Here is a 19,469-nt window from a genome sequence, read left to right on the forward strand (position 1 = left end):
CGTGTAGCGGCCGTGGATACAGCGCGGACCTGGCTGTAGCGCAAACCGCTACACGCCCCTCGTGAAGATGCCTGGAGCATGGCGGTCTGCCTGGGCCCGTGCAGCCCGCCTCGCGCGGCGTGGCAGATGCATGGATGATGGGGCCACGGCGTGCGGTCCCTGCTTCGACCCAAGGTTCCCGCATCGGCACACAGTCCACATGGACGCCTCACCGGGAAAGGTCCCCTCTCTCCGGCGTCGCGCCCGACTTCCCCGCCCCCGGGCCACCAGGAGACCTCATCGATGCGAGGGCGGCTGTACCTTCTCGGCATTCCCGCGGCAGTCCTCGTGCTGACCGGCGTCTGGGCCCACGCGAACCGGCGCCCCCCGCCGCTCGAGCTGGGCGAGCTCGCGACCCGCGCGGAGCCTGACGAGGAGCTGTCCGGTGGCGCCACGTCCGTGGCTGACGCGGGCCGGAATGCCTTCGGCCGTTCGCCCATGAACCTCGCGCGGTCGCGCTGGCCGACGTTCCTCGACGGCAAGCGCATCTTCGACCGCGACTGGACCGACGTGGACGGGCCCGTGCAGGTGGGCCCGCTGTTCAATGCCCCCTCGTGCATGACGTGCCACGTGAAGGATGGGCGTGGGCGCCCGCCCGAGTCTCCCCAGGAGACGCCCGTCTCGCTCGCGTTCCAGCTCAGCGGGCCGGACGGCCGTGGCCCCCATCCCCTCTACGGCGCGCAGCTCGACGTCCGCCACGTGGACGGACAGGGAGCGGAAGGCACCGTCGAGGTGACGTACGAGGAAGTCACCGGCCGGTTCGCGACGGGCGAGGCCTTCTCGCTGCACCGGCCGAGCTACCGGTTCACCGCGCTGTCCCAGGGGCCGCTCGGCGAAGGCGCCCGCTTCTCGCCTCGCGTCGCCCCCGTGAACTTCGGCCTCGGGTTGCTCGAGGCCATTCCCGAAGCCGCGTTGCTCGCCCACGAGGACCCCGACGACCGCGACCAGGACGGCATCTCCGGTCGGGCCAACCGCATCCAGGACGCCGCGTCGGGACAGCCCCGGCTGGGACGCTTCGGCTGGAAGGCCAACCAGCCCACGCTGCACCAGCAGGTGGCCCATGCGCTCGTCACCGACATGGGCCTGACGACCGCGATGTTCCCTCGCGAGCAGGGAAGCGCCCCACGTGACGCCGCCGCCGAGCCCGAGGTCAGCCCCGAGGAGTTGGACGCGCTGCTCTTCTACACGCGGCTGGTGGCCGTCCCCCAGCGGCGCGACTGGGAGGCGCCCACGGTGCTGCGAGGCAAGGCGGTGTTTGGCGCCATCGGCTGCGCGCAGTGCCACCTCGCCACGCCCTTCGTGACGGAGGACGTCCCGGGCTTCCCCGAGCTGTCCGGGCAGCGCATCCGTCCGTACACGGACCTGCTGCTGCACGACATGGGCGAAGGCCTGGCGGATGACCGTCCTGACGGGCTCGCCACCGGCACCGAGTGGCGCACCCCGCCGCTGTGGGGCATTGGCCTGGTGAAGGCGGTGAATGGCCACACGCGCTTCCTGCATGACGGGCGGGCCCGGAACCTGGAAGAGGCCGTGCTGTGGCATGGCGGCGAGGCCGCGCCCGCCCAGGAGCGCTACACACGCCTGCCCCTGACGGACCGGCAGGCGCTGCTCGCGTTCCTCGAATCGCTCTGAGCCCGGTCTGCGCGCTTCGCGTCACGAGGCCGCGATGCCCGGGGCGTCCCCGCCTCGGGACGACCGCCGCATGGGCTGGACCTTTCCATACGTGAGCGAGCGCCACAGCCACTCCGCGGGGCCGAAGCGGAAGCGAGACAGCCACAGGTGACTGAACACCACCTGCGCCGCGAAGACGATGCAGCAGATGACGACGATGCGCGACGGCGGCAGCTTGCCGATGAAGCCCAGCCCCCAGCCGTCATAGATCCAGATGCTCACCGCGGACTGCATCAGGTAGTTCGTCAGCGCCATGCGGCCCACGGGCGTCAGGACGCCCAGCCAGCGGCGCCAACGCTCGCGCTGGAAGAGCAGCGCGAAGGCCGCCACGTAGGCCGCGCCCATGGCAATGTACCCCGGCTCCTGGAGCCCGTTGAGGAGCATCATCCACGGTCCCTGCGGGTCCCACTCCAGCACGCCGGCCTTGCGCAGGCGATACAGCACGAACCCGCCTCCATTGAGCACCAGCCCCACGCCCAGGCCCCAGGCCAGAATCCGGCGCAGCAACGTGCGGTGACGCGCCACGTCCTGCAATAGGAGCAGACGGCCCGCCAGCAGGCCCAGCAGGAAGCGCCCGAGGATGAGGCTCATCCAGAGCACGCGCCGGAAGCCGCCGCCCAGATTCTCCAGGAAGAAGCGCGCGTTGCCCGCCTGCGCCGTCCAGAACGACTCGCTCGACAACGCCACCAGGGTGTCAGCTCTCAAGGCCTTGTCCCTGGCCTGACTGGCCGTCACGGCCTCGGCCGCGGCCTCCGCGCCGTTCAGCAGGACGGGGACATAGCGAATGGCCGCGGGGACCAGGAACGGCATCACGGTGACGAGCCCCAACGCCCAGAACAGCACCGTGCGATTGGCGCGAGCCTGGAAGGCCATCAGCAGGAATCCCACCATCGCGTAGGTGTGGAGGATGTCACCCGTCCACAACAGGAGGGCATGCGCCAGGCCGATACCGAAGAGCACCAGGAGCCGCCGGCTGAAGAGCGGCACCGCGGAGACGCCCCGCGCCTCCGCCCGGGCGAGCTGGATGGAGAAGCCCAGGCCGAAGAGGAACGAGAAGATGGAGATGAACTTCTGCGTCACGAAGAGCTGGTAGACCGCGCTGACCACCTGCTCCAGCGGGGACGCCGCCAGCGCAGCGGCCGCGTCGCGCGGCATGAAAGCCCGGCCGCTGAGCCACATGAGGCTGTTGGAGACAAAGACACCCCACAGCGCGAAGCCACGAAGGGCATCCAGCAAGATGACTCGCTCGGAGGCATCCACCGGATGCGCGCCGGAGGCGGTGCTCGCCGGAAGCGGGCTCGATTCGGACATGCACGCAGCAGACGCGCGCTGCCGGCTGGCCGTCAATCCCACCCAGTCCTGAATGACAGGACCCGCGGGCCTGTCCCCTCCCGACACGGCGGGTGTGCTCTAGTACCGCCCCGCCCCCTCGTCGGACAGGAGTCCGCCCGTGAAGACTTCGCACCTGCTGGCCCTGCTGCTCACCTCACTGGCCGTGCCTGGCGGCCTCGCACTCGCCGCGGAGGCGCCTCCCGTCCTGGGCGGTCTCGACGCGCTCTACCCCGAGCTCGACGCGCTCTACCGCGACCTGCACCAGACGCCGGAGCTGTCCAACCAGGAGACGAAAACGGCGGCGAAGCTGGCCGAGCGCCTGCGCAAGCTCGGCTTCGAGGTCACCCCCAAGGTGGGCGGACACGGCGTGGTGGCCCTGCTGCGCAACGGCCAGGGCCCCACCGTCATGCTGCGCGCCGACATGGACGCGCTGCCGGTGCAGGAGAAGACGGGCCTACCCTACGCCAGCAAGAAGACGGCGAAGGACGCGACGGGCGCGACCACCTCGGTCATGCACGCGTGTGGCCATGACGTCCACATGACGTCGTGGCTGGGCACGGCCACGCTGCTGGCTCGCGCGAAGGACCGCTGGCGCGGCACGCTGATGCTGGTGGGCCAGCCCGCGGAAGAGGTGGGCGCGGGCGCCCGGCAGATGCTCCAGGACGGCCTCTTCAAGCGCTTCCCCAAGCCCGACTTCGCGGTGGCGCTCCACGTCAACACCGCCGCGGCGGGCACCGTGGAGTACACGCCGGGCTACGCGATGGCGAGCGTGGACGCGGTCGAAATCACGCTCCACGGCAAGGGCGGGCACGGCGCCTATCCCCACACCACCGTGGACCCCGTGGTGATGGCGGCGCGCGTCGTGCTGTCCCTCCAGACGCTCATCAGCCGGGAGAAGAACCCATTCGAGCCCGCAGTGGTGACCGTCGGCTCCATCCACGGGGGCACCAAGCACAACATCATCCCCGACGACGTGAAGCTCCACCTCACCGTGCGCTCGTACAAGCCGGAGGTCCGCAAGGCCCTGCTGGACGGCATCGAGCGCATCGCCAAGGCGGAGGCCATGGCCTCGGGCGCCCCCCGTCCGCCCGACGTCGCCATCACCGAGGGGACCCCCTCCACCTTCAATGACCCGGCCCTCACCCAGCGGCTGGTGGGCGCGGTGGCCCGCGTCCTGGGCGAGAAGAACCTCCACGAGGCGCCTCCCGTCATGGGCGGCGAGGACTTCTCCGAGTATGGACGAGCGGGCGTTCCCGCCGTGCTGCTCTGGCTCGGCTCCACGGAGCCGCAGCAGCATGCCAAGGCGAAGGCATCAGGCGCGCCGCTGCCCTCCATGCACTCGCCGCTCTTCGCGCCGGACCGGGAGCGCACGTTGCGGACCGGCGTCACCACCTTGACCACCGCCGCCCTGGAGTTGTTCGACAAGCCCTGAAGCCTGGGAACAAGCCCGGCCTACCGGTGGGTCGGGCACCCGCGCCTCGCGCGCCGATTTGACTCGAACGGACGCGGAAACGTAGACACGGGACTCCCGTATCGCGACAGGACGTCCTCCCTTGTTCAATCACAATCATGTTCTGCGAGCCCTGCTGGGGGCCTCGCTGTGGTGGAGCGCCGGCTGCCAGTCGGACGCCTTCGTGAGCCACGAAGGCACCGTCCGCAGCGGCGCCTCCGTTCCGCTGAGCCTCCAGGTTCACTTCGGCCCCGGCAACTCCGACGGACTCGACGGGCAGATGGTGGCCTGTATCGCGCTGCCCACGGGGTGGCAGGCGCCGAGCGGCAGCTACACGTACGCGGGCTCCGCGGCGGTCGCCGCCCAGGTGGGCTCCGCGGAGCTCGTCAGCAACGCGCAGGCCGCGTGGCCGGTCGAAGGGTCCACCTGGCACTGCCTCATCTCGGAGCGCGTCACGCTGGGGACCGAGGCCGCCTTCGCGACCGCGCAGCTCTCGCTGCCCATCCCCTCCGTGGCGCAAGGCGCCTACCGCCTGCGCTACCAGACCGGCTTCCGAGACACGACGCCGACCGACCCGCCCCATCGCTTCACCGGGCGGCTGGAGCGCCTGCTCCACGTCAACGTGGCGCCCGCCACCACCTTCGACCACTGGGAGGCGGGGACCGCGATGGGGACGTCGGAGACGCCCTCCGCGACGCGCGCGTGGCACGGGGGCGGAACCTTCCTGGCGACGACGAGCGGGAGCGCGGAGATGCTCCGCTCGACGGACGGCCTCACGTGGACGGGCTTCACGCCGGTGGGCGAGGACACCCTCACCCCCATCCAGTTGGAGCGGATGGTCTACTCCCAGCGCAAGTGGTTCGGCCTGGCGAACGGCAGCATCGTCGTCTCCTCCGACAACGCCAACACATGGGTTCCGCTCTACGAGGCCACGCCGCCCCCGGGTGGCACCGCGCGCCGGAGCTTCCTGGCCATCGCCCTCAGCGGAAACCGGCTGGTGGCCGTGGGCACCGCGGGCCTCATCGCCAGCTCGCCCGATGGGGTGACGTGGACGGATGAGAGCATCTCCAGCGACTACGACCTGGTGACGCTGGCGACGGGCCAGGGCAGCTTCCTCGCCGTGGCCAATCCCATGGCCGGCGCGCCTTCGACCGTGCCCGCGCTGGTGCGCCCCCGGGCTGACAGCTCCGGCTGGGAGCTGTTCGAGCCCAGCACGCTGTCGGGGCTCCCCATTCCGCAGCTCGTCGGTGGCAACAACCGGTTCCTCGCCTTCGTTGCGAACACCGAAGCCCCTCCGCCGCCGGCACTCCCCTCCCAGACTCCCGCGGAGGGCTTCTTCCTCTCCGAGGACCTGGGCAGCACCTGGACGCGGGTGGACCGGCTCCAGGTCCCCGTCGATGCGCCGTCGGCCATCCCGCTGGTGACGTTCGTGGACCAGAGCTTCGTCGTCAGCTGGACGGGCACAGCGCCGCAGGGCGAGGCAGCGCTGCCCGCCTTCGAGCTGTGGGTGTCGGCGGATGGCCGGGAGTGGACGTCCCACCTGACAGGCGCCGGCGGCACCTTCACGGCGGACGCCTTCGCGACGGGCGAGACGTCCGTGGTCGCCGTGAACGCCCAGCAGCTGCTGAAGGCCACGCGCCGCCCCTGGCCGCAGCCGGAGCTCCTCACGGAGAGCCTGCCTCCCTTCCACGTGGGGACGACCTACCACGTGGGTCTGGATGCGCGCGGCTCGGGGACGCTGACGTTCGAGCTGGAGGGCACCCTGCCCCCGGGCCTGAGGCTCCTCCCCACCGGAGCCTTCTCTGGCACGCCCACGCAAGCCGGCAGCACCGCCGTCACGGTCCGCGCTCGCGACGCACGCGGTGGTGTGGCCGCGCGCACCTACAGCGTGGATGTGGTGAGTGACCTGAGCATCTCCGGCGGCGCGCTGGCGTCCGCGACGCAGGGGCGCGAATACGAGGCCCGCTTCACCGCCACGGGCGGCCGAGCCCCCTATACCTGGAGCCTGGCCGGCGGGCCCCTTCCCGGAGGCATGACGATTCAGCAGCGCGACGGCGCCTACGTGCTCAGCGGGATTCCCACCGTCAGTGGCACCTTCCCGCTGACGGTGCGCGTGACGGACGCGGCGAACCGGACGGCGGAGCGAAGCGTGTCACTGCAAATCGTGACGCCCCCGCCGCCCACGGACGACGGCGGGGACTCGCCCAGCGGCTGCGGTTGCAGCGGTGGCGGCGCGGGCGTCCAGGCCCTGGGGCTCGCGGCGCTGGCGCTGCTCGGCCGCGTCCGCCGGAAGCGGTAGGCGCCTCGCGAAGGCCTTGCCCTGGCGTCCCCCTCACGGGAGGACGCCGGGGCGCATGTGGCCGTCAGCCCTTTCTCGGCACGTGCCGGGCGCGCGCCTCGATGATGCGAGGCATGCTGTCCTCAATCCACTCCGCGAGCGCCTCCACGCGCGTGGCGACCTCCTCGCCCATGGGCGTGAGGCTGTAGTCCACGTGGGGCGGAATCACCGGGTGGACTTCGCGGTGCACGAAGCCATCCTGCTCCAGCGCCTGCAGCGTCTGCGACAGCATCTTCTCGCTCACGCCCGCCACCTTCCGGCGCAGCTCGCTGAAGCGGTGCGTGCCCTCGAGGAGCGCAATCAACACCAGGACGCCCCAGCGGCTCGTCACGTGGTCCAGTACGCCCCGAGAAGGACACGCGGGCGCGTACAGGTCGCCTCGCTCCACCGCCTGCTTCGCCATCATCCGGGCCAGCGGTCCCGTGCGTTTGTTCGCGCGCATGCCAGTAACTTACCTGAAGGTGGGTACTTACGAAAAGTGAGTGTCGCCGTTAGGGTCTTCTCGCGTCTGGAAATCCCTCCACGACGGGAGATGCGAACCCCATGATTCTTGTGACTGCAGCAACCGGTAAGCTGGGCCGCCTGGTGGTCGCGGGCCTGCTCGAAAAGGTCCCCGCCCACGACATCGCCGTCGCCGTGCGCGACCCGGGCAAGGCCTCGGACCTGGCGGCCAGGGGTGTCCAGGTCCGGCAGGCGGACTACAGCAGGCCGGAGACACTGGGCCCCGCCTTCGCGGGCGTGGACAAGGTGCTGCTGATTTCGTCCAGCGAGGTCGGCCAGCGTGCGAAGCAGCACCAGGCCGTGGTGGACGCGGCGAAGAAGGCGGGCGTCCGGCTGATTGCGTACACCAGCATCCTGCGCGCGGACACCTCGGGCATGGCGCTCGCCGCCGAGCACAAGGCGACGGAGGAGGCGATTCGCGCGTCCGGCCTTCCCTTCGTCTTCCTCCGCAATGGCTGGTACACGGAGAACTACACGGAGAACCTGGCCCCCGCGCTGGCGCATGGCGCCATCATCGGTAGCTCGGGTCAGGGCCGCATCGCCGCCGCGACCCGGGCGGACTATGCCGCCGCCGCGGTAGCCGTCCTCACCGGTACGGGGCACGAGAACAAGGTCTACGAGCTGGCCGGCGACACGTCCTTCACCGCCGCCGAGCTGGCCGCCGAGGTGTCCCGGCAGACGGGCAAGACGGTCGTCTACAAGGACTTGTCGCAAGCGGACCACGTTGGCGCGCTCGTCGGCGTCGGCGTCCCCGCGCCGTTCGCGGAGGTGCTGGCGAACTCCGACGCGGGCGCGGCGCGCGGCGAGCTGAACGACACCTCCGGCGATTTGCGCCGGCTCATCGGGCAGCCGACGACGACGCTCGCGGACGCCATCGCCGCGGCCGTCAAGCGCTGAGGCCTCTCGGTACGCGCATCCGGTCCGGAAGACCAGGACTCGATCCAGGCGGCGGGCGAGCACAGGCACGGGCAGCGATGTCCGCAAGGCCCTGAATCGAACCAGGCCCACGCCCAGTCGTGGGTCGCCGCGTCCATCGCCCACAAGGTCCTGGCTCGAGCCGGACCCCATGGCGCGCGCGCTTCAACGCTGTTGCCCACGGGGCCGCGTCACGAGCCAGGCCCGCGTGCGAGCGCGGGCCCCTGGCTCAGTTGCCCAGGCGCGACAACAGCCAGTCGCGGACGTAGGCCCAATCGCGCTTCACCGTGACGGGTGACACCCCCAGCACAATGGCGGTGTCCTGGAGGTCCAGGCCCACGAAGTAGCGCAGCTCCAACATGCGCGCGAGGCGCGGCTGGAAGGTGTCCAGCTCCGACAGCGCCCGGTCCAGCTCCAGCACTTCCAGGCTCAGGCCGGGTGGGACGTCGGACTCCGTGTCGCCCAGGCTCAGCCGCTCCAGGCGGGCCTCCCGCACCTGGGCCCGGCGCAGCCGCGCCCGGTCCACCATGACCCGGCGCATGGCCTGAGCCGCGGCCCCGAAGAAGTGGCGGCGTGCCTCGGCCGGTGCGCCCGCGCCGAAGAGCCGCATCCAGGCCTCCTTCACCAGCACCGCGGGCTGGAGGGCCGGAGGTGACGACGCGTCGAGCACGGCCCGCTGGGCCATCTGCTGCAGCTCCCGATAGGCCGCCGCCATCAACGCGTCCCGCGCGCCCTGCTCCCCCCTGCGCGCGTGGTCCAGTAGCTCTGTCAGCTCCGACATGCCCACGTTCACCTCCAGGCCAGACGGGTTCGCCGCCCCCCTCACAGACACTACGCACTCAACGAGAAATCTTGGAAAACTGGGGTAGGTACCCTCCACCGCGCAACGGTTCTCGCGGACGCAAGGGCGAGTGGACGACATTCACCCACACGACGAAGCGCCTCCGGCGAGGCGTTGCGCCCGGGCACATTCCGGCCCGCCCAAGCTGGGGAACCGTGTCTATCTGGATTTCCCGGGAACGTGCTAGCGAGCCGCTCGCGACTGGCCGCGCAGGTCCGCGCCCGGCCGCAGCCAACGTGTCACGTGCCCCGGAGCCGCCATGAAGCCGCTGATGTCCGCCTTGCTGCCGTTGCTCTGCCTCGCCGCCACGGCTTCCGCCGCGCCGCAGGCGCCTGTCGCCGTCCAATCCACGCAGGCCTTCCTGTCCGGCCCGCCGACGCTGACCTTCGCCGCGGACTGGAGCGTCACCCTCTCCGGCCAGCCGGAGGCGGGCGGACCGTTGGACATCGTCTATGACACCACGCGCCTGCCGCTCTGCCGCGGCGACGGGTGGACCATCACCGGCTTCTCGATGACGAACCGCGGGCCGGTGCAGCGCTTCGCCGTGGCGGATGCCACCACCGTGGGCGCCGTGGCACAGGTGCAGCTGGCGCTCGCGCAGGGCGGCACGCTGGAGGTGTGGTTCCACAACACGGATGCCACCGGCTGCTCCGCCTGGGACTCGAACCTCCAGTACAACTTCCACACGTGGGTGACGCAGAACCCGACGATTTCGTTCCACCCCGCGCCGGCATGGACGTACACGGTCCACGGCACGCTCCAGGGCGGCACCACGCTGATGGTGGACTACGACATCGGCCGCATCGCGCAGTGCCGGGCGCAGTACATGAATTACAAGGCCTGGGGCACCACCGTGCACTACCGCATCAACGGCGGCCCGGTGACGATGCTCAGCCTGACGACGAGCTGGGGCGAATGGGACGCCGAGTTCTGGCGGCAGGTGCCCGCGTTTATTCCGCTGCCGCCCGGCCCCGCGACGCTCGAGCTGTGGTTCTCCAGCCAGGACCGCAAGGGCTGCCAGCAGTGGGACTCGCGCTACGGGCAGAACTACGGCTTCGCCATCCAGTGATGTGATTCACGACGGGGCCCGGGGCGCGCACGCCTTGCGAGCTCCGGGTCTCAGCCTCCGAGCGACAGCAAGCGCTCCACCGCCGCGCGCACATCGCGCAGCAGCGCCGGGTCCGTCACCGCGACGAAGATGGTGTCGTCTCCCGCCACCGTCCCCGCGAGCCCCGGCAGCTCCGGCTCCTTGTCCAACGCCAGCGCGAGCACCGGCGCGAAGCCCGGCGCCGTTCGAACCACCAGGAGGTTCGGCGGCGCCTCCAGGATGGTGACGCGCGGTCGCTCCGGCACCACCACGGGCATGGCCGGCGCGCGCTGGTAGCGCCCGCCCACCTTCACGACGCCCAGCTTCTTCAGCCGCCGTGACAGCGTCGACTGGCTCGGCGCCTGCCCCTCGGCCTCCAGGAGCTGTTGCAGCACGGCCTGATCGCCGATCTCACGTTCGGTGATGAGCCGCAGGATGGCCTCGTCCAGGTTCATTCCCACCAACATGCATCCCCGTGAATATTCATGCAAGAACCTGCATGCGCCCGTTGCGAATAATCCGCTTGCGCGGCGTGTCGTTCTGCATAATATCCGCCGCCTTTTCGCGGCAATGCACGCATTTTCACGCATATTCATCACGAATATGCAGGCAGCCGCTGTCGGGGAGGCAGGCCCATGAAGCACGTCACGCACATCAAGGATCTGGGGCCCGAGGGCGTGGAGGCGGTGCTCGCGCAGGCGGCCGCGTGGAAGCAGAAGGGCCCGGAGCAGGCGCTGTTCGCCAACACCCTGCTGGGCATGGTGTTCTTCAACCCGTCGCTGCGCACGCGCACCTCGTTCGAGGCCGTCATGCTGCGCGGCGGTGGCAACGCCATCATCCTGGACGTGGGCGCTGGCGTCTGGAAGCTGGAGCACCGCGAGGGCGCGGTGATGAACGCGGACCGGGCCGAGCACCTCAAGGAGGCCGCGCCCGTGCTGTCCCGCTTCGTGGACATGCTGGGCGTGCGCACCTTCTCGCAGGGCGGCGGTGACGAGGAGGACGAGCTCGACCCCGTCATCAACGCGTTCCGCAAGTGGGCCACCGTGCCGGTGGTGAGCATGGAGTCCGCGCGCGAGCACCCCTGCCAGGGCCTGGCGGACGTGCTCACGCTGCGCGAGACGTTCGGCGGCACGAAGAAGCTGCCAGTGACGCTGACGTGGGCGCCGCACATCAAGCCGCTGCCCAAGGCCGTGCCCAACTCCTTCCTGCTGAGCGCGGCGGCCGCGGGGTGCGAGGTCCGCGTGGCCCATCCTCCCGGCTTCGAGCTGCACCCGGCCGTGCGCGCCGAGGCGGAGGCATACGCCAAGGCCACGGGCGGAAGCATCACCTACACCCACGACCAGGACGAGGCGCTGGTCGGCAGCCGCGCCGTCTACGCCAAGTCGTGGGGCCCCACGGCCGCGGCGGCCTTCTCGCCCAACGACGTCACCGCGCTGCTCGCCTCCTACTCCGGCTGGATGCCCACGCGGCTGACGATGTCGCGCGCGGCGAAGGACGCGGCCTTCCTCCACTGCCTGCCCGTGCGCCGCAACGTGGAGGTGGCCGATGAGGTCCTGGACCACCCGAGCAGCCGCGTCGTAGACGAGGCCGGCAATCGCTACCACGTCCAGCGGGCGCTCCTGCACTGGATGCGCTCGCGCTGAGCGGCCCCTCCGCACTCCCACTTTTTTCGACTTCGAGGTCTCACGTGCCCCTCTCGCCCGACCCCTATTCCGCGCTTCGCAACGCGGCGAAGTACGTGCAGCAGTTCCGCCGCAAGACGTTCGTGGTGAAGCTCGGCGGCGCCATGCTCAGCGACCCGCGGCTGCGCCGCGCCGCCTGCGAGCAGATTGCCCTGCTGTGGACCTTCTCCATCCGCCCCGTCGTGGTGCACGGCGGCGGCCCGGAGCTGGACACGCTGTGTGACGCCCTCCACCTGCCCATCGAGAAGGTGGCGGGCCGCCGCATCACCTCCGCGCCCGTGCTGGACGCGGCGAAGATGGTGCTCGCGGGCAAGCTGCACACCGACCTGCTGGCGGACCTCCAGGCGGCGGGTGTGCCCGCGGTGGGCCTGAGCGGCGTGGACGCCGGGCTCATCAAGGCGCGCAAGCGCCCGCCCGTCATGGTGACGGAGGCCGGCGCCACCGAGGGCAAGCTGGTGGACTACGGCCTGGTGGGTGACATCGAGCAGGTGGACACCCGCGTGGTGGAGCACCTGCGCTCGGCCGACTACGTGCCCGTCATCGCCCCGCTGTCGGGCGGCGCGGACGGCGCCGTGTACAACACCAACGCGGACACCGTGGCCGCGGCGCTGGCGGTGGCGCTGTCCGCCGAGAAGCTCTTCTTCCTCGTCCAGGTGCCGGGCCTGCTGAAGAACGTGAGCGACCCTTCGTCGCTCGTCACGCTGGCCAACCTCACGGACCTGGCCACCATGGAGAGCACCGGCGCCATCTCCGGCGGCATGAAGCCCAAGGCGCACGCCATCCGCCACGCGCTCGTGGGCGGCGTGGGCAGCGTGCACCTGGTCAGCGGCGTGCAGCCCAACGCGCTGCTGGAGGAGGTCTTCACCAACGAGGGCAGCGGCACCATGGTCGTGCGGGAGAACGCGCAGAAGCCCGCCGGGGCGGTGGGATGAAGGCGACGGAGCTGCTCCAGGCGCTGGTGGCCATCCCCAGCGTGTCGGGTGACGAGGGCCGCATCGCGGACACCGTGTCCGGGTGGGCGGAGGGCTGGGGTGCGCGCGTCCAGCGGCAGGGCCACAACGTGTGGTTCTCCGTGGGGAGCGGACCTCGCCGGCTGCTCGTCAACTCGCACCTGGACACGGTGAAGCCGTGCGCCGGCTGGACGTACGAGCCCCACGCGCCGGTGTGGCGCGAGGACCGCCTGTACGGCCTGGGCAGCAACGACGCCAAGGGCTGCGTGACGGGGATGCTGCTGGCCGCGAAGACGCTGCTCGCCGAGGGCGCGCCCGCCGACGCGGAGGTGGTGTTCGCCTTCACCGCGGAGGAAGAGACGGGCGGCCAGGGCCTGGGCACGCTCCTGCCGAAGCTGGGGCCGCTGGACGCCGCCATCGTCGGCGAGCCCACCAGCCTCAAGCCCTGCACCGCCCAGCGCGGCATGCTGCTCCTGCGCTGCACGGCGCACGGCAAGAGCGCGCACGTCGCGCACGCGCACTCCACCGAGGCCGTCAACGCCATCCACCTGGCCGCGACGGACATCGCGGTGCTGGCCGAGCTGCGCTTCCCGCCCCACCCGCTCCTGGGCGAGGCGCGGGCGCAGGTGACGCAGGTGCTGGGCGGCCTCGCGCGCAACCAGGTGCCGGACCGGTGCGAGTTCTTCGTGGACCTGCGCACCACGCCGGGCATGGAGCACGCGGCGGTGGCCCGGCAGGTCGCGGCCGCGCTGAAGAGCGAGGTGCAGGTGCATTCGGAGCGCTACCTCCCGAAGGCGACCTCGGCGGAGCAGCCCATCGTCCGCGCGGCGGTGGCGGCGTCCGGCGAGCAGCCGGTGGGCTCCAGCACGGCGTCGGACTGGGCCTTCCTGGGGGACATCCCCGCGGTGAAGGTGGGCCCCGGCGACACGCTGCGCAGCCACCTGGCGAACGAGTTCATCACCCGGGCGGAGCTGGAAGCCGGCGCCGCCTTCTACACGCGACTGGTGCGCGGTTACTTCGAGGAGGTGGCGCGTGGCTGAGACGCTGTGGGGCAAGGGCCTTCCCCTGGACGCGGCCATCCACCGCTTCACGGTGGGCAACGACCCGGTGGTGGACCTGGCGCTCGCGCCGCATGACGCGCTCGGCTCGGCCGCGCACGCGCGGATGCTAGCGCGCGTGGGCCTGCTGAAGGACGCGGAGGCGAAGGCCCTGGTGACGGCGCTCAAGGCGCTGCACGACGAGGCGCGCGCGGGCACCTTCGGCATCCGCCCCGAGCAGGAGGACGGCCACACCGCGCTGGAGGCGGCGCTGGTGGAGCGCGTGGGCGAGCCGGGCAAGCGCATCCACCTGGGGCGCTCGCGCAACGACCAGGTGCAGCTGGCCCTGCGCCTGCTGCTGCGCGAAGAGGTGCTCACGCTGGGCGCGCGGGCGGCGGAGCTGGCCGGGGCCTTCCTGGACTTCGCGCAGGCGCACGCGGACGTGGCGCTGCCGGGCTACACGCACCTGCGTCGGGCCATGCCGTCCACCTTCGGGCTGTGGGGCATGGCCTTCGCGGAAGGGCTGCTGGAGGAGCTGGAGGCGCTGCGCGGCGTGTGGGCGCGGCTGGACCGCTGCCCGCTGGGCGCGGCGGCGGGCTTCGGCGTGCCCCTGCCCATCGACCGGGAGTACGTGGCGACGCTGCTCGGCTTCTCGCGCGTGCAGCGCAGCCCCATCGACGTGCAGAACGGCCGCGGCCGGCACGAGGCGGCGGTGCTGGGCTGGGCCTGCTCCGTGGCGGGCACGCTGGAGAAGTGGCTGTGGGACGTGCAGCTCTACAGCATGGACGAGTTCGGCTTCCTCGGGCTGCCGGACGCGTACACCACGGGCTCGTCCATCATGCCGCAGAAGAAGAACCCGGACGTGGTGGAGCTGGCGCGGGGCCGCTGCCGCGAGCTGCGTGGCCTGGCGCACCAGGTGGAGGCGATTGCCGGCGGGCTGCCCTCCAGCTACCACCGCGACTTCCAGCTCCTGAAGTCCCCCACCCTGACGGCGCTGGGCTCCACGCGCGAGCTGCTGGACGTGCTCACCCGGCTGGTGCCGGCGCTCCAGGTGAAGGCGGACGCGGCGGCGCGCGCGAGCGACGACACGCTGTACGCGGCGCACCATGCCTATGCGCTGGTGGCCCAGGGGCTGGCCTTCCGCGACGCCTACAAGCAGGTGGGCCGCGAGCTGGTGGAGGGCACCTTCCGCCCCGACCGCGGCGCCCTGACGGCCACCCACCTGGGTGGCGCCGGCAACCTGGGACTGCCCCAGGCTCGCGAGGAGCTGGCCGCGGCGCGCGCCTGGCTCGACGAGACACACCGCGCCGTGGCCTCCGCCGCCGGGCGCGTCTGGACGTTTTGAAGTGCTTCCCCGTGAGGAGCGAATCATGAGCAACAAGAAGAACGCAGTGCTGGCCTTCTCCGGCGGACTCGACACCGCTTTCTGCACCGTCTACCTGCGCGAGCAGGGCTACGACGTCACCACCGTCACGGTGGACACCGGCGGCTTCCCGCCCGAGCAGCTGGCGCGCATCGCAACGCTGTCCAAGCAGCTGGGGGCGGTGGAGCACGTGACGGTGGACGCGCGCGAGACGCTCTTCCAGGGCTACCTGCGCTACCTCATCGCTGGCAACGTGCTGCGCGGCCAGGTCTACCCCCTGAGCGTGTCCGCGGAGCGGGCCTGCCAGGCGGTGGAAGTCGTCCGCGTGGCGCGCGAGAAGGGCGTGCAGGCGCTGGCCCACGGCAGCACGGGCGCGGGCAATGACCAGGTGCGCTTCGACGTGGCCTTCCGCTCGCTGGCGCCGGAGCTGGAGCTGCTCACGCCCATCCGCACGCTGTCCCTGAGCCGGCAGCAGGAGCTGTCCTACCTGGCCGAGCGCGGCGTCCACATGCCCCCGAAGCTGGGCTCGTACTCCGTCAACGAGGGCATGTGGGGCACCTCCGTGGGCGGCGCCGAGACGCTGGACTCCTGGAAGGCGCTGCCCGAGGCCGCCTTCCCCGGCGGCGAGCTGCCCGCGGACCTCAAGCCCCGGCCGCTCACGATTTCCTTCGAGAAGGGCGTCCCCGTCGCGCTGGACGGAGAGAAGCTGGGCCCCGTGAAGCTCGTCGAGGCGCTCAACGCGCTGGGGCGCACCTACGGCATCGGCCGCGGCGTGCACCTGGGTGACACGATTCTGGGCATCAAGGGCCGCGTGGGCTTCGAGGCGCCGGCGGCGCACCTGCTCGTCACCGCGCACCGCGAGCTGGAGAAGCTGGTGCTCTCCGGCAAGCAGCTCTTCTGGAAGGAGTCGATGGGCAACCTCTACGGCTCGCTGCTGCACGAGGGCCACTTCTTCGACCCGCTGGTGAAGGACCTGGAGGCGTTCCTCACCTCGTCGCAGGAGCGTGTGACGGGTGACGTGCGGCTGGTGCTGCACGCGCGCACCCAGGTGGTGGAGGGCGTGCGCTCGCCGCACTCGCTGATGGACGCGAAGGTGGCGACGTACGGAGAGGCCAACGTGCTGTGGAACGGCTCGGAAGCCGCGGGCTTCGCCAAGCTGTACGGCGTCGCGCAGATGCTCTCGCATCGCGCGAAGTGAAGTGAGGGTGCCATGAAGGTTTTCGTCGACAAGGTGGGCAGCGTCACCCGCAACCTCGGCCTGGGGCGGACGGTCCACCTCGCCTCCGAGGTGAAGGCCGAGGAAGGCGCCGTGGTGGCCGTGCGCATCCACGGGGAGAAGAGCACCTACAACCAGCTCGAGGACGTGCACGGCCGGCTGGTGACGCTGCACGCCGGCGACATCGTCGTGGGCGCGCTGGGTCACCGCAACGCGCTGCACGGCTACGAGGGCGTGGTGCCCGAGACCGTCACCGTGGGTGAGCGGCTGCACGTGCTCAACATGGGCGGCGTCATCGGCAAGTGCACCTCGCACAACCACGGCGTGGGCCTGCCCTTCGAGGCCGAGGTGCTGGGCCAGGTGCTGGAGTTCCCGGAGCTGATGTCGCGCACCGGGCAGCCGGCGCACGTGTCCTCCGGCGCGCTGAAGGGCACGTCGGCGCCGGTGAAGTGCCCCGTCGTCTACGTGGTGGGCACCTGCATGAACGCGGGCAAGACGTTCGCCGCCGCGGCCATGGTGCGCAAGCTGGCGCAGGCGGGCTTCCGCGTGGGCGGCGCCAAGCTGACGGGCGTGTCGCTGATGCGCGACACGCTGAGCATGCAGGACTCCGGCGCGGACGTGGTGATGGACTTCACGGACGCGGGCATCGTCTGCACGGGGCCCCGCACGGGCGCGCGCGTGGCGCGGGTGCTGTTCTCCGAGCTGGCGGCGGAGAACGTGGACGTCATCGTCGCGGAGACGGGCGACGGCATCATGGGCGAGTACGGCGTGCAGGGCATCCTCGCCGACCCGGAGCTCAAGAGCCTGGCGGGCGCGTGGGTGCTGTGCGCCAACGACCCGGTGGGCGCGTCCGGCGGCGTGCGGCACCTGCGCGAGACGTACGGTATCGAAGTGGACGTGGTGGCCGGCCCGGCCACGGACAACGCCGTGGGCGTGCGCTTCGTGGAGCAGGTGGTGGGCATCCCCGCTCGCAACGCCCGCGCGGACGCGGCGGCGCTGGGCGGACTCATCCTGGAAAAGCTCGCCCCCAAGCTGGGCGCGGGGAGGAAGTCATGACGCAGGTCAACATCTACATCCTGGGTGCCTCCGGCTTCGGCGGCGGCGAGCTCCTACGCATCCTCTCCAACCACCCGGCGGTGGGCAGCATCCGCGCCGTCTCGCGACACCACGCCGGCGAGCCCATCCACAAGGTCCATCCGCACCTGCGCGGGCTGGTGGAGGGCCGCTTCGAGGCGGAGCCCGACTGGAAGTGGCTGGCGGACTGCCAGCAGCCCGTCGTCTTCAGCGCCCTGGGGCACGGCGAGCTGGCCAGGCAGTTCGCGGGCCTGGAGAAGCAGTGGGCGGAGGTCGGCATCGCTGAGCGCCTGCTCCTGGTGGACCTGTCCTCCGACTTCCGGCTGGACCACCCGGGCCGCTACGCGGGTGCCTACGGCCGCCCCCACCCCTCCCCCGAGCTCCTGGGCACCTTCACCTACGGCCTCACCGAGTGGAAGCGCGAGGCGGTGAAGACTGCGAAGCGCATCGCCAACCCGGGCTGCTTCGCCACGGCGGTGCAGCTGGCGCTCCTGCCTATCGCCTCCACGCCGGGCCTGGGGCTGCTCGCGGTAACGGGCATCACCGGCTCGTCCGGCTCGGGCTCGCTGCCCGGCGAGGGCACGCACCACCCGACGCGCGCGCACGACTTCCGCGCCTACAAGCCGCTGGAGCACCAGCACGAGGCCGAGGTGGAGGTCATGCTGGTGGCCCACGGCGCGCAACGGCACCGGCTGGCCTTCGTGCCGCACTCGGCGCCCATGGTGCGCGGCATCTTCGCCACCGTGCAGTTCGAGTGGCCGGAGCATGGCGGCGCGGTGGTGACGGCGTCGCTGATGGAGAAGTACCGCCGCTACTACGAGGGCTCGAAGTTCGTGCGCATCGTCGAGGGCACGCCGCGCATCGCCGCGGTGGCCGGCAGCAACTTCTGCGACATCGCGGTGGCCACCAAGGGCCGCTCTGTGGCGGTCATGGCCGCGCTCGACAACCTGGTGAAGGGCATGGCCGGCCAGGCGGTGCAGAACTTCAACGTCGCCCTGGGGCTGCCGGAAGACACGGCGCTGCGTCAGGCCGCCTGCTACCCGTAGGCCGCGCGTCACCGGGGCCTGGGCGCGCGCGCCCGGGCCCTCCTCGTGGGCGCGCCACCTCGCCCTGGGGGCTGTCAGGCGCCTCCTGCGCGAGCAGCTCCCGCATCAGCTTCCGCCCGAGCAGCAGCCCCAGCAGGAGGCTCACCACCATGCCGGTGGCGGACACCGCCGTCATCCACGTCTTGCCCTGCCCCAGCGAGCTGCCGAAGAGCGTCGTCAGCAGCGTCCCGGGGACGGTGCCCACCGCGGCCCCCAGCGCCAGCGGCCCATAGCGCGCACCGGACGCGGAGGCCGTCGCCAGCATCACGTCCGCGGGTATCACCGAGTTGACGCAGGCGAGGAAGCCCAGCTGGAAGCCATGCTCCTTCGCGGCGCGCTCGAACACCGGGTGCTTGTCCCCCGCCAGACGCCGCATGGGCTTGCGACCCAGCCTGTGCGCCAGGACATGGATGAGCCCCGTGGCCAGCACCGTCCCGACGAGGGCGTACGCCGTGCCTGCCGCCATGCCGAAGAGGATGCCGCCCACGGCCGTGAAGAGCTGCCCGGGCAGCAACGTCACCGGCCGCACCGCCAGCAAGAGGATGAAGGCCACGGGCGCCAGCGCTCCCAGGGGCCGCAGCCACTCCGAGAGCGTGCGCTGATCCAGGTACTGGGGCCCCAACAGCCGCAGCCCCACGAGCAGCCCGATGGAGATGCAGAGCGGCCCGATGAGCTTGAGACCCGCTCCCAGCCGTCCTCCCTTGGAACGGGGGTGCTTGGACATGGCCCAAAGCTGGGAAGCCTCTTACCTGGACGCAAGAGCAGGCGGGCACGAAGCGGCAGGCTTGCATTACGCCTCACCCTGGCATTTTGCCTCGCCCACCGGCCGAGCAGGAACCTCGTCCAGCGCGTCTGTGTTCAGCGCAACTGCGCTATGGTCCCGCGCTT

General features: G+C 71.3%; 17 protein-coding genes. 12 read left to right on the plus strand and 5 right to left on the minus strand.

Annotated features, from left to right (window positions below):
* Window positions 1-282: 282 nt before the first annotated feature.
* Window positions 283-1,671, plus strand: a complete 1,389-nt coding sequence (locus tag VZL07_RS02125; protein ID WP_426753644.1) for a di-heme oxidoredictase family protein — start codon at window positions 283-285, stop codon at window positions 1,669-1,671.
* A gap of 21 nt (window positions 1,672-1,692) precedes the next feature.
* Here the strand turns inward: VZL07_RS02125 and VZL07_RS02130 are convergent, their stop codons facing one another.
* Window positions 1,693-3,021: a DUF418 domain-containing protein gene (locus tag VZL07_RS02130; RefSeq protein ID WP_426753645.1), complete on the minus strand. Its 1,329-nt coding sequence runs from the start codon at window positions 3,019-3,021 to the stop codon at window positions 1,693-1,695.
* A gap of 139 nt (window positions 3,022-3,160) precedes the next feature.
* Between VZL07_RS02130 and VZL07_RS02135 the strand changes: the two genes are divergently transcribed.
* Together VZL07_RS02135 and VZL07_RS02140 are read left to right on the plus strand one after the other, a co-directional pair.
* Window positions 3,161-4,474: an amidohydrolase gene (locus tag VZL07_RS02135; protein ID WP_426753646.1), complete on the plus strand. Its 1,314-nt coding sequence runs from the start codon at window positions 3,161-3,163 to the stop codon at window positions 4,472-4,474.
* 121 nt (window positions 4,475-4,595) lie between these two features.
* On the plus strand, window positions 4,596-6,791 hold the full coding sequence (locus VZL07_RS02140; RefSeq protein ID WP_426753647.1) for a putative Ig domain-containing protein: 2,196 nt from the start codon (window positions 4,596-4,598) through the stop codon (window positions 6,789-6,791).
* Between the two features lie 64 nt (window positions 6,792-6,855).
* Here VZL07_RS02140 and VZL07_RS02145 read toward each other — a convergent pair whose 3' ends face one another.
* Window positions 6,856-7,272, minus strand: a complete 417-nt coding sequence (locus VZL07_RS02145) for a winged helix-turn-helix transcriptional regulator (protein WP_426753648.1) — start codon at window positions 7,270-7,272, stop codon at window positions 6,856-6,858.
* A gap of 101 nt (window positions 7,273-7,373) precedes the next feature.
* Here VZL07_RS02145 and VZL07_RS02150 point away from each other — a divergent pair, with 101 nt between their 5' ends.
* The gene (locus VZL07_RS02150; protein WP_426753649.1) at window positions 7,374-8,228 is read left to right on the plus strand and encodes an SDR family oxidoreductase; all 855 of its coding nucleotides are present in this window, start codon (window positions 7,374-7,376) and stop codon (window positions 8,226-8,228) included.
* A 247-nt stretch (window positions 8,229-8,475) separates the two neighbouring features.
* Here VZL07_RS02150 and VZL07_RS02155 read toward each other — a convergent pair whose 3' ends face one another.
* Window positions 8,476-9,027 (minus strand): sigma-70 family RNA polymerase sigma factor, encoded by a 552-nt coding sequence (locus VZL07_RS02155; protein WP_426753650.1) that lies wholly within the window; start codon window positions 9,025-9,027, stop codon window positions 8,476-8,478.
* A gap of 319 nt (window positions 9,028-9,346) precedes the next feature.
* On the opposite strand from VZL07_RS02155, the gene VZL07_RS02160 reads away from it, so the two are divergent.
* Complete coding sequence (locus tag VZL07_RS02160) at window positions 9,347-10,156, plus strand: DUF6209 family protein (RefSeq protein ID WP_426753651.1); 810 nt, start codon at window positions 9,347-9,349, stop codon at window positions 10,154-10,156.
* 50 nt (window positions 10,157-10,206) lie between these two features.
* Here VZL07_RS02160 and VZL07_RS02165 read toward each other — a convergent pair whose 3' ends face one another.
* Complete coding sequence (locus VZL07_RS02165) at window positions 10,207-10,641, minus strand: arginine repressor (protein ID WP_426753652.1); 435 nt, start codon at window positions 10,639-10,641, stop codon at window positions 10,207-10,209.
* Between the two features lie 168 nt (window positions 10,642-10,809).
* Between VZL07_RS02165 and VZL07_RS02170 the strand changes: the two genes are divergently transcribed.
* From VZL07_RS02170 to argC, 7 genes are read left to right on the plus strand one after another with little or no spacing between them, the layout of a single operon-like run.
* On the plus strand, window positions 10,810-11,817 hold the full coding sequence (locus VZL07_RS02170) for an N-acetylornithine carbamoyltransferase (RefSeq protein ID WP_426753653.1): 1,008 nt from the start codon (window positions 10,810-10,812) through the stop codon (window positions 11,815-11,817).
* Window positions 11,818-11,861: 44 nt separating this feature from the next.
* Window positions 11,862-12,788, plus strand: a complete 927-nt coding sequence (argB, locus tag VZL07_RS02175; protein ID WP_426753654.1) for an acetylglutamate kinase — start codon at window positions 11,862-11,864, stop codon at window positions 12,786-12,788.
* The gene (locus tag VZL07_RS02180; RefSeq protein WP_426753655.1) at window positions 12,785-13,846 is read left to right on the plus strand and encodes a M20/M25/M40 family metallo-hydrolase; all 1,062 of its coding nucleotides are present in this window, start codon (window positions 12,785-12,787) and stop codon (window positions 13,844-13,846) included. Before argB ends, VZL07_RS02180 begins: the two co-directional genes overlap by 4 nt.
* Entirely contained in the window at window positions 13,839-15,188 is a 1,350-nt protein-coding gene (gene argH / locus VZL07_RS02185; protein WP_426753656.1) for an argininosuccinate lyase, read from the plus strand. Before VZL07_RS02180 ends, argH begins: the two co-directional genes overlap by 8 nt.
* Before the next feature lie 25 nt (window positions 15,189-15,213).
* Window positions 15,214-16,404, plus strand: a complete 1,191-nt coding sequence (gene argG, locus VZL07_RS02190) for an argininosuccinate synthase (RefSeq protein ID WP_426753657.1) — start codon at window positions 15,214-15,216, stop codon at window positions 16,402-16,404.
* A gap of 12 nt (window positions 16,405-16,416) precedes the next feature.
* The gene (locus VZL07_RS02195) at window positions 16,417-17,478 is read left to right on the plus strand and encodes a hypothetical protein (RefSeq protein WP_426753658.1); all 1,062 of its coding nucleotides are present in this window, start codon (window positions 16,417-16,419) and stop codon (window positions 17,476-17,478) included.
* Complete coding sequence (gene argC, locus VZL07_RS02200; protein ID WP_426753659.1) at window positions 17,475-18,542, plus strand: N-acetyl-gamma-glutamyl-phosphate reductase; 1,068 nt, start codon at window positions 17,475-17,477, stop codon at window positions 18,540-18,542. The genes VZL07_RS02195 and argC overlap by 4 nt, the downstream gene beginning before the upstream one ends.
* Here the strand turns inward: argC and VZL07_RS02205 are convergent.
* Window positions 18,481-19,305 carry a TVP38/TMEM64 family protein gene (locus VZL07_RS02205; protein WP_426753660.1) on the minus strand — a complete coding sequence of 275 codons (825 nt, stop codon included), beginning with the start codon at window positions 19,303-19,305 and terminating at the stop codon, window positions 18,481-18,483. The two genes, argC and VZL07_RS02205, sit on opposite strands and share 62 nt — an antisense overlap.
* Window positions 19,306-19,469: the final 164 nt, after the last annotated feature.

Origin of the sequence: Pseudomyxococcus flavus, assembly GCF_050038885.1 — a bacterium.
GTDB lineage: Bacteria > Myxococcota > Myxococcia > Myxococcales > Myxococcaceae > Myxococcus > Myxococcus flavus.

What these genes read in the sequence shown, in the direction of transcription:
- argC (WP_426753659.1), top strand. Translation starts at nt 17,475, where the DNA reads ATGACGCAGGTCAACATCTACATCCTGGGTGCCTCCGGCTTCGGCGGC.
- VZL07_RS02145 (WP_426753648.1), bottom strand. Translation starts at nt 7,272, where the DNA reads ATGCGCGCGAACAAACGCACGGGACCGCTGGCCCGGATGATGGCGAAG.
- argG (WP_426753657.1), top strand. Translation starts at nt 15,214, where the DNA reads ATGAGCAACAAGAAGAACGCAGTGCTGGCCTTCTCCGGCGGACTCGAC.
- VZL07_RS02205 (WP_426753660.1), bottom strand. Translation starts at nt 19,305, where the DNA reads ATGTCCAAGCACCCCCGTTCCAAGGGAGGACGGCTGGGAGCGGGTCTC.
- VZL07_RS02160 (WP_426753651.1), top strand. Translation starts at nt 9,347, where the DNA reads ATGAAGCCGCTGATGTCCGCCTTGCTGCCGTTGCTCTGCCTCGCCGCC.
- VZL07_RS02130 (WP_426753645.1), bottom strand. Translation starts at nt 3,021, where the DNA reads ATGTCCGAATCGAGCCCGCTTCCGGCGAGCACCGCCTCCGGCGCGCAT.
- VZL07_RS02195 (WP_426753658.1), top strand. Translation starts at nt 16,417, where the DNA reads ATGAAGGTTTTCGTCGACAAGGTGGGCAGCGTCACCCGCAACCTCGGC.
- VZL07_RS02155 (WP_426753650.1), bottom strand. Translation starts at nt 9,027, where the DNA reads ATGTCGGAGCTGACAGAGCTACTGGACCACGCGCGCAGGGGGGAGCAG.
- VZL07_RS02165 (WP_426753652.1), bottom strand. Translation starts at nt 10,641, where the DNA reads ATGTTGGTGGGAATGAACCTGGACGAGGCCATCCTGCGGCTCATCACC.
- VZL07_RS02125 (WP_426753644.1), top strand. Translation starts at nt 283, where the DNA reads ATGCGAGGGCGGCTGTACCTTCTCGGCATTCCCGCGGCAGTCCTCGTG.
- VZL07_RS02170 (WP_426753653.1), top strand. Translation starts at nt 10,810, where the DNA reads ATGAAGCACGTCACGCACATCAAGGATCTGGGGCCCGAGGGCGTGGAG.
- VZL07_RS02150 (WP_426753649.1), top strand. Translation starts at nt 7,374, where the DNA reads ATGATTCTTGTGACTGCAGCAACCGGTAAGCTGGGCCGCCTGGTGGTC.
- VZL07_RS02180 (WP_426753655.1), top strand. Translation starts at nt 12,785, where the DNA reads ATGAAGGCGACGGAGCTGCTCCAGGCGCTGGTGGCCATCCCCAGCGTG.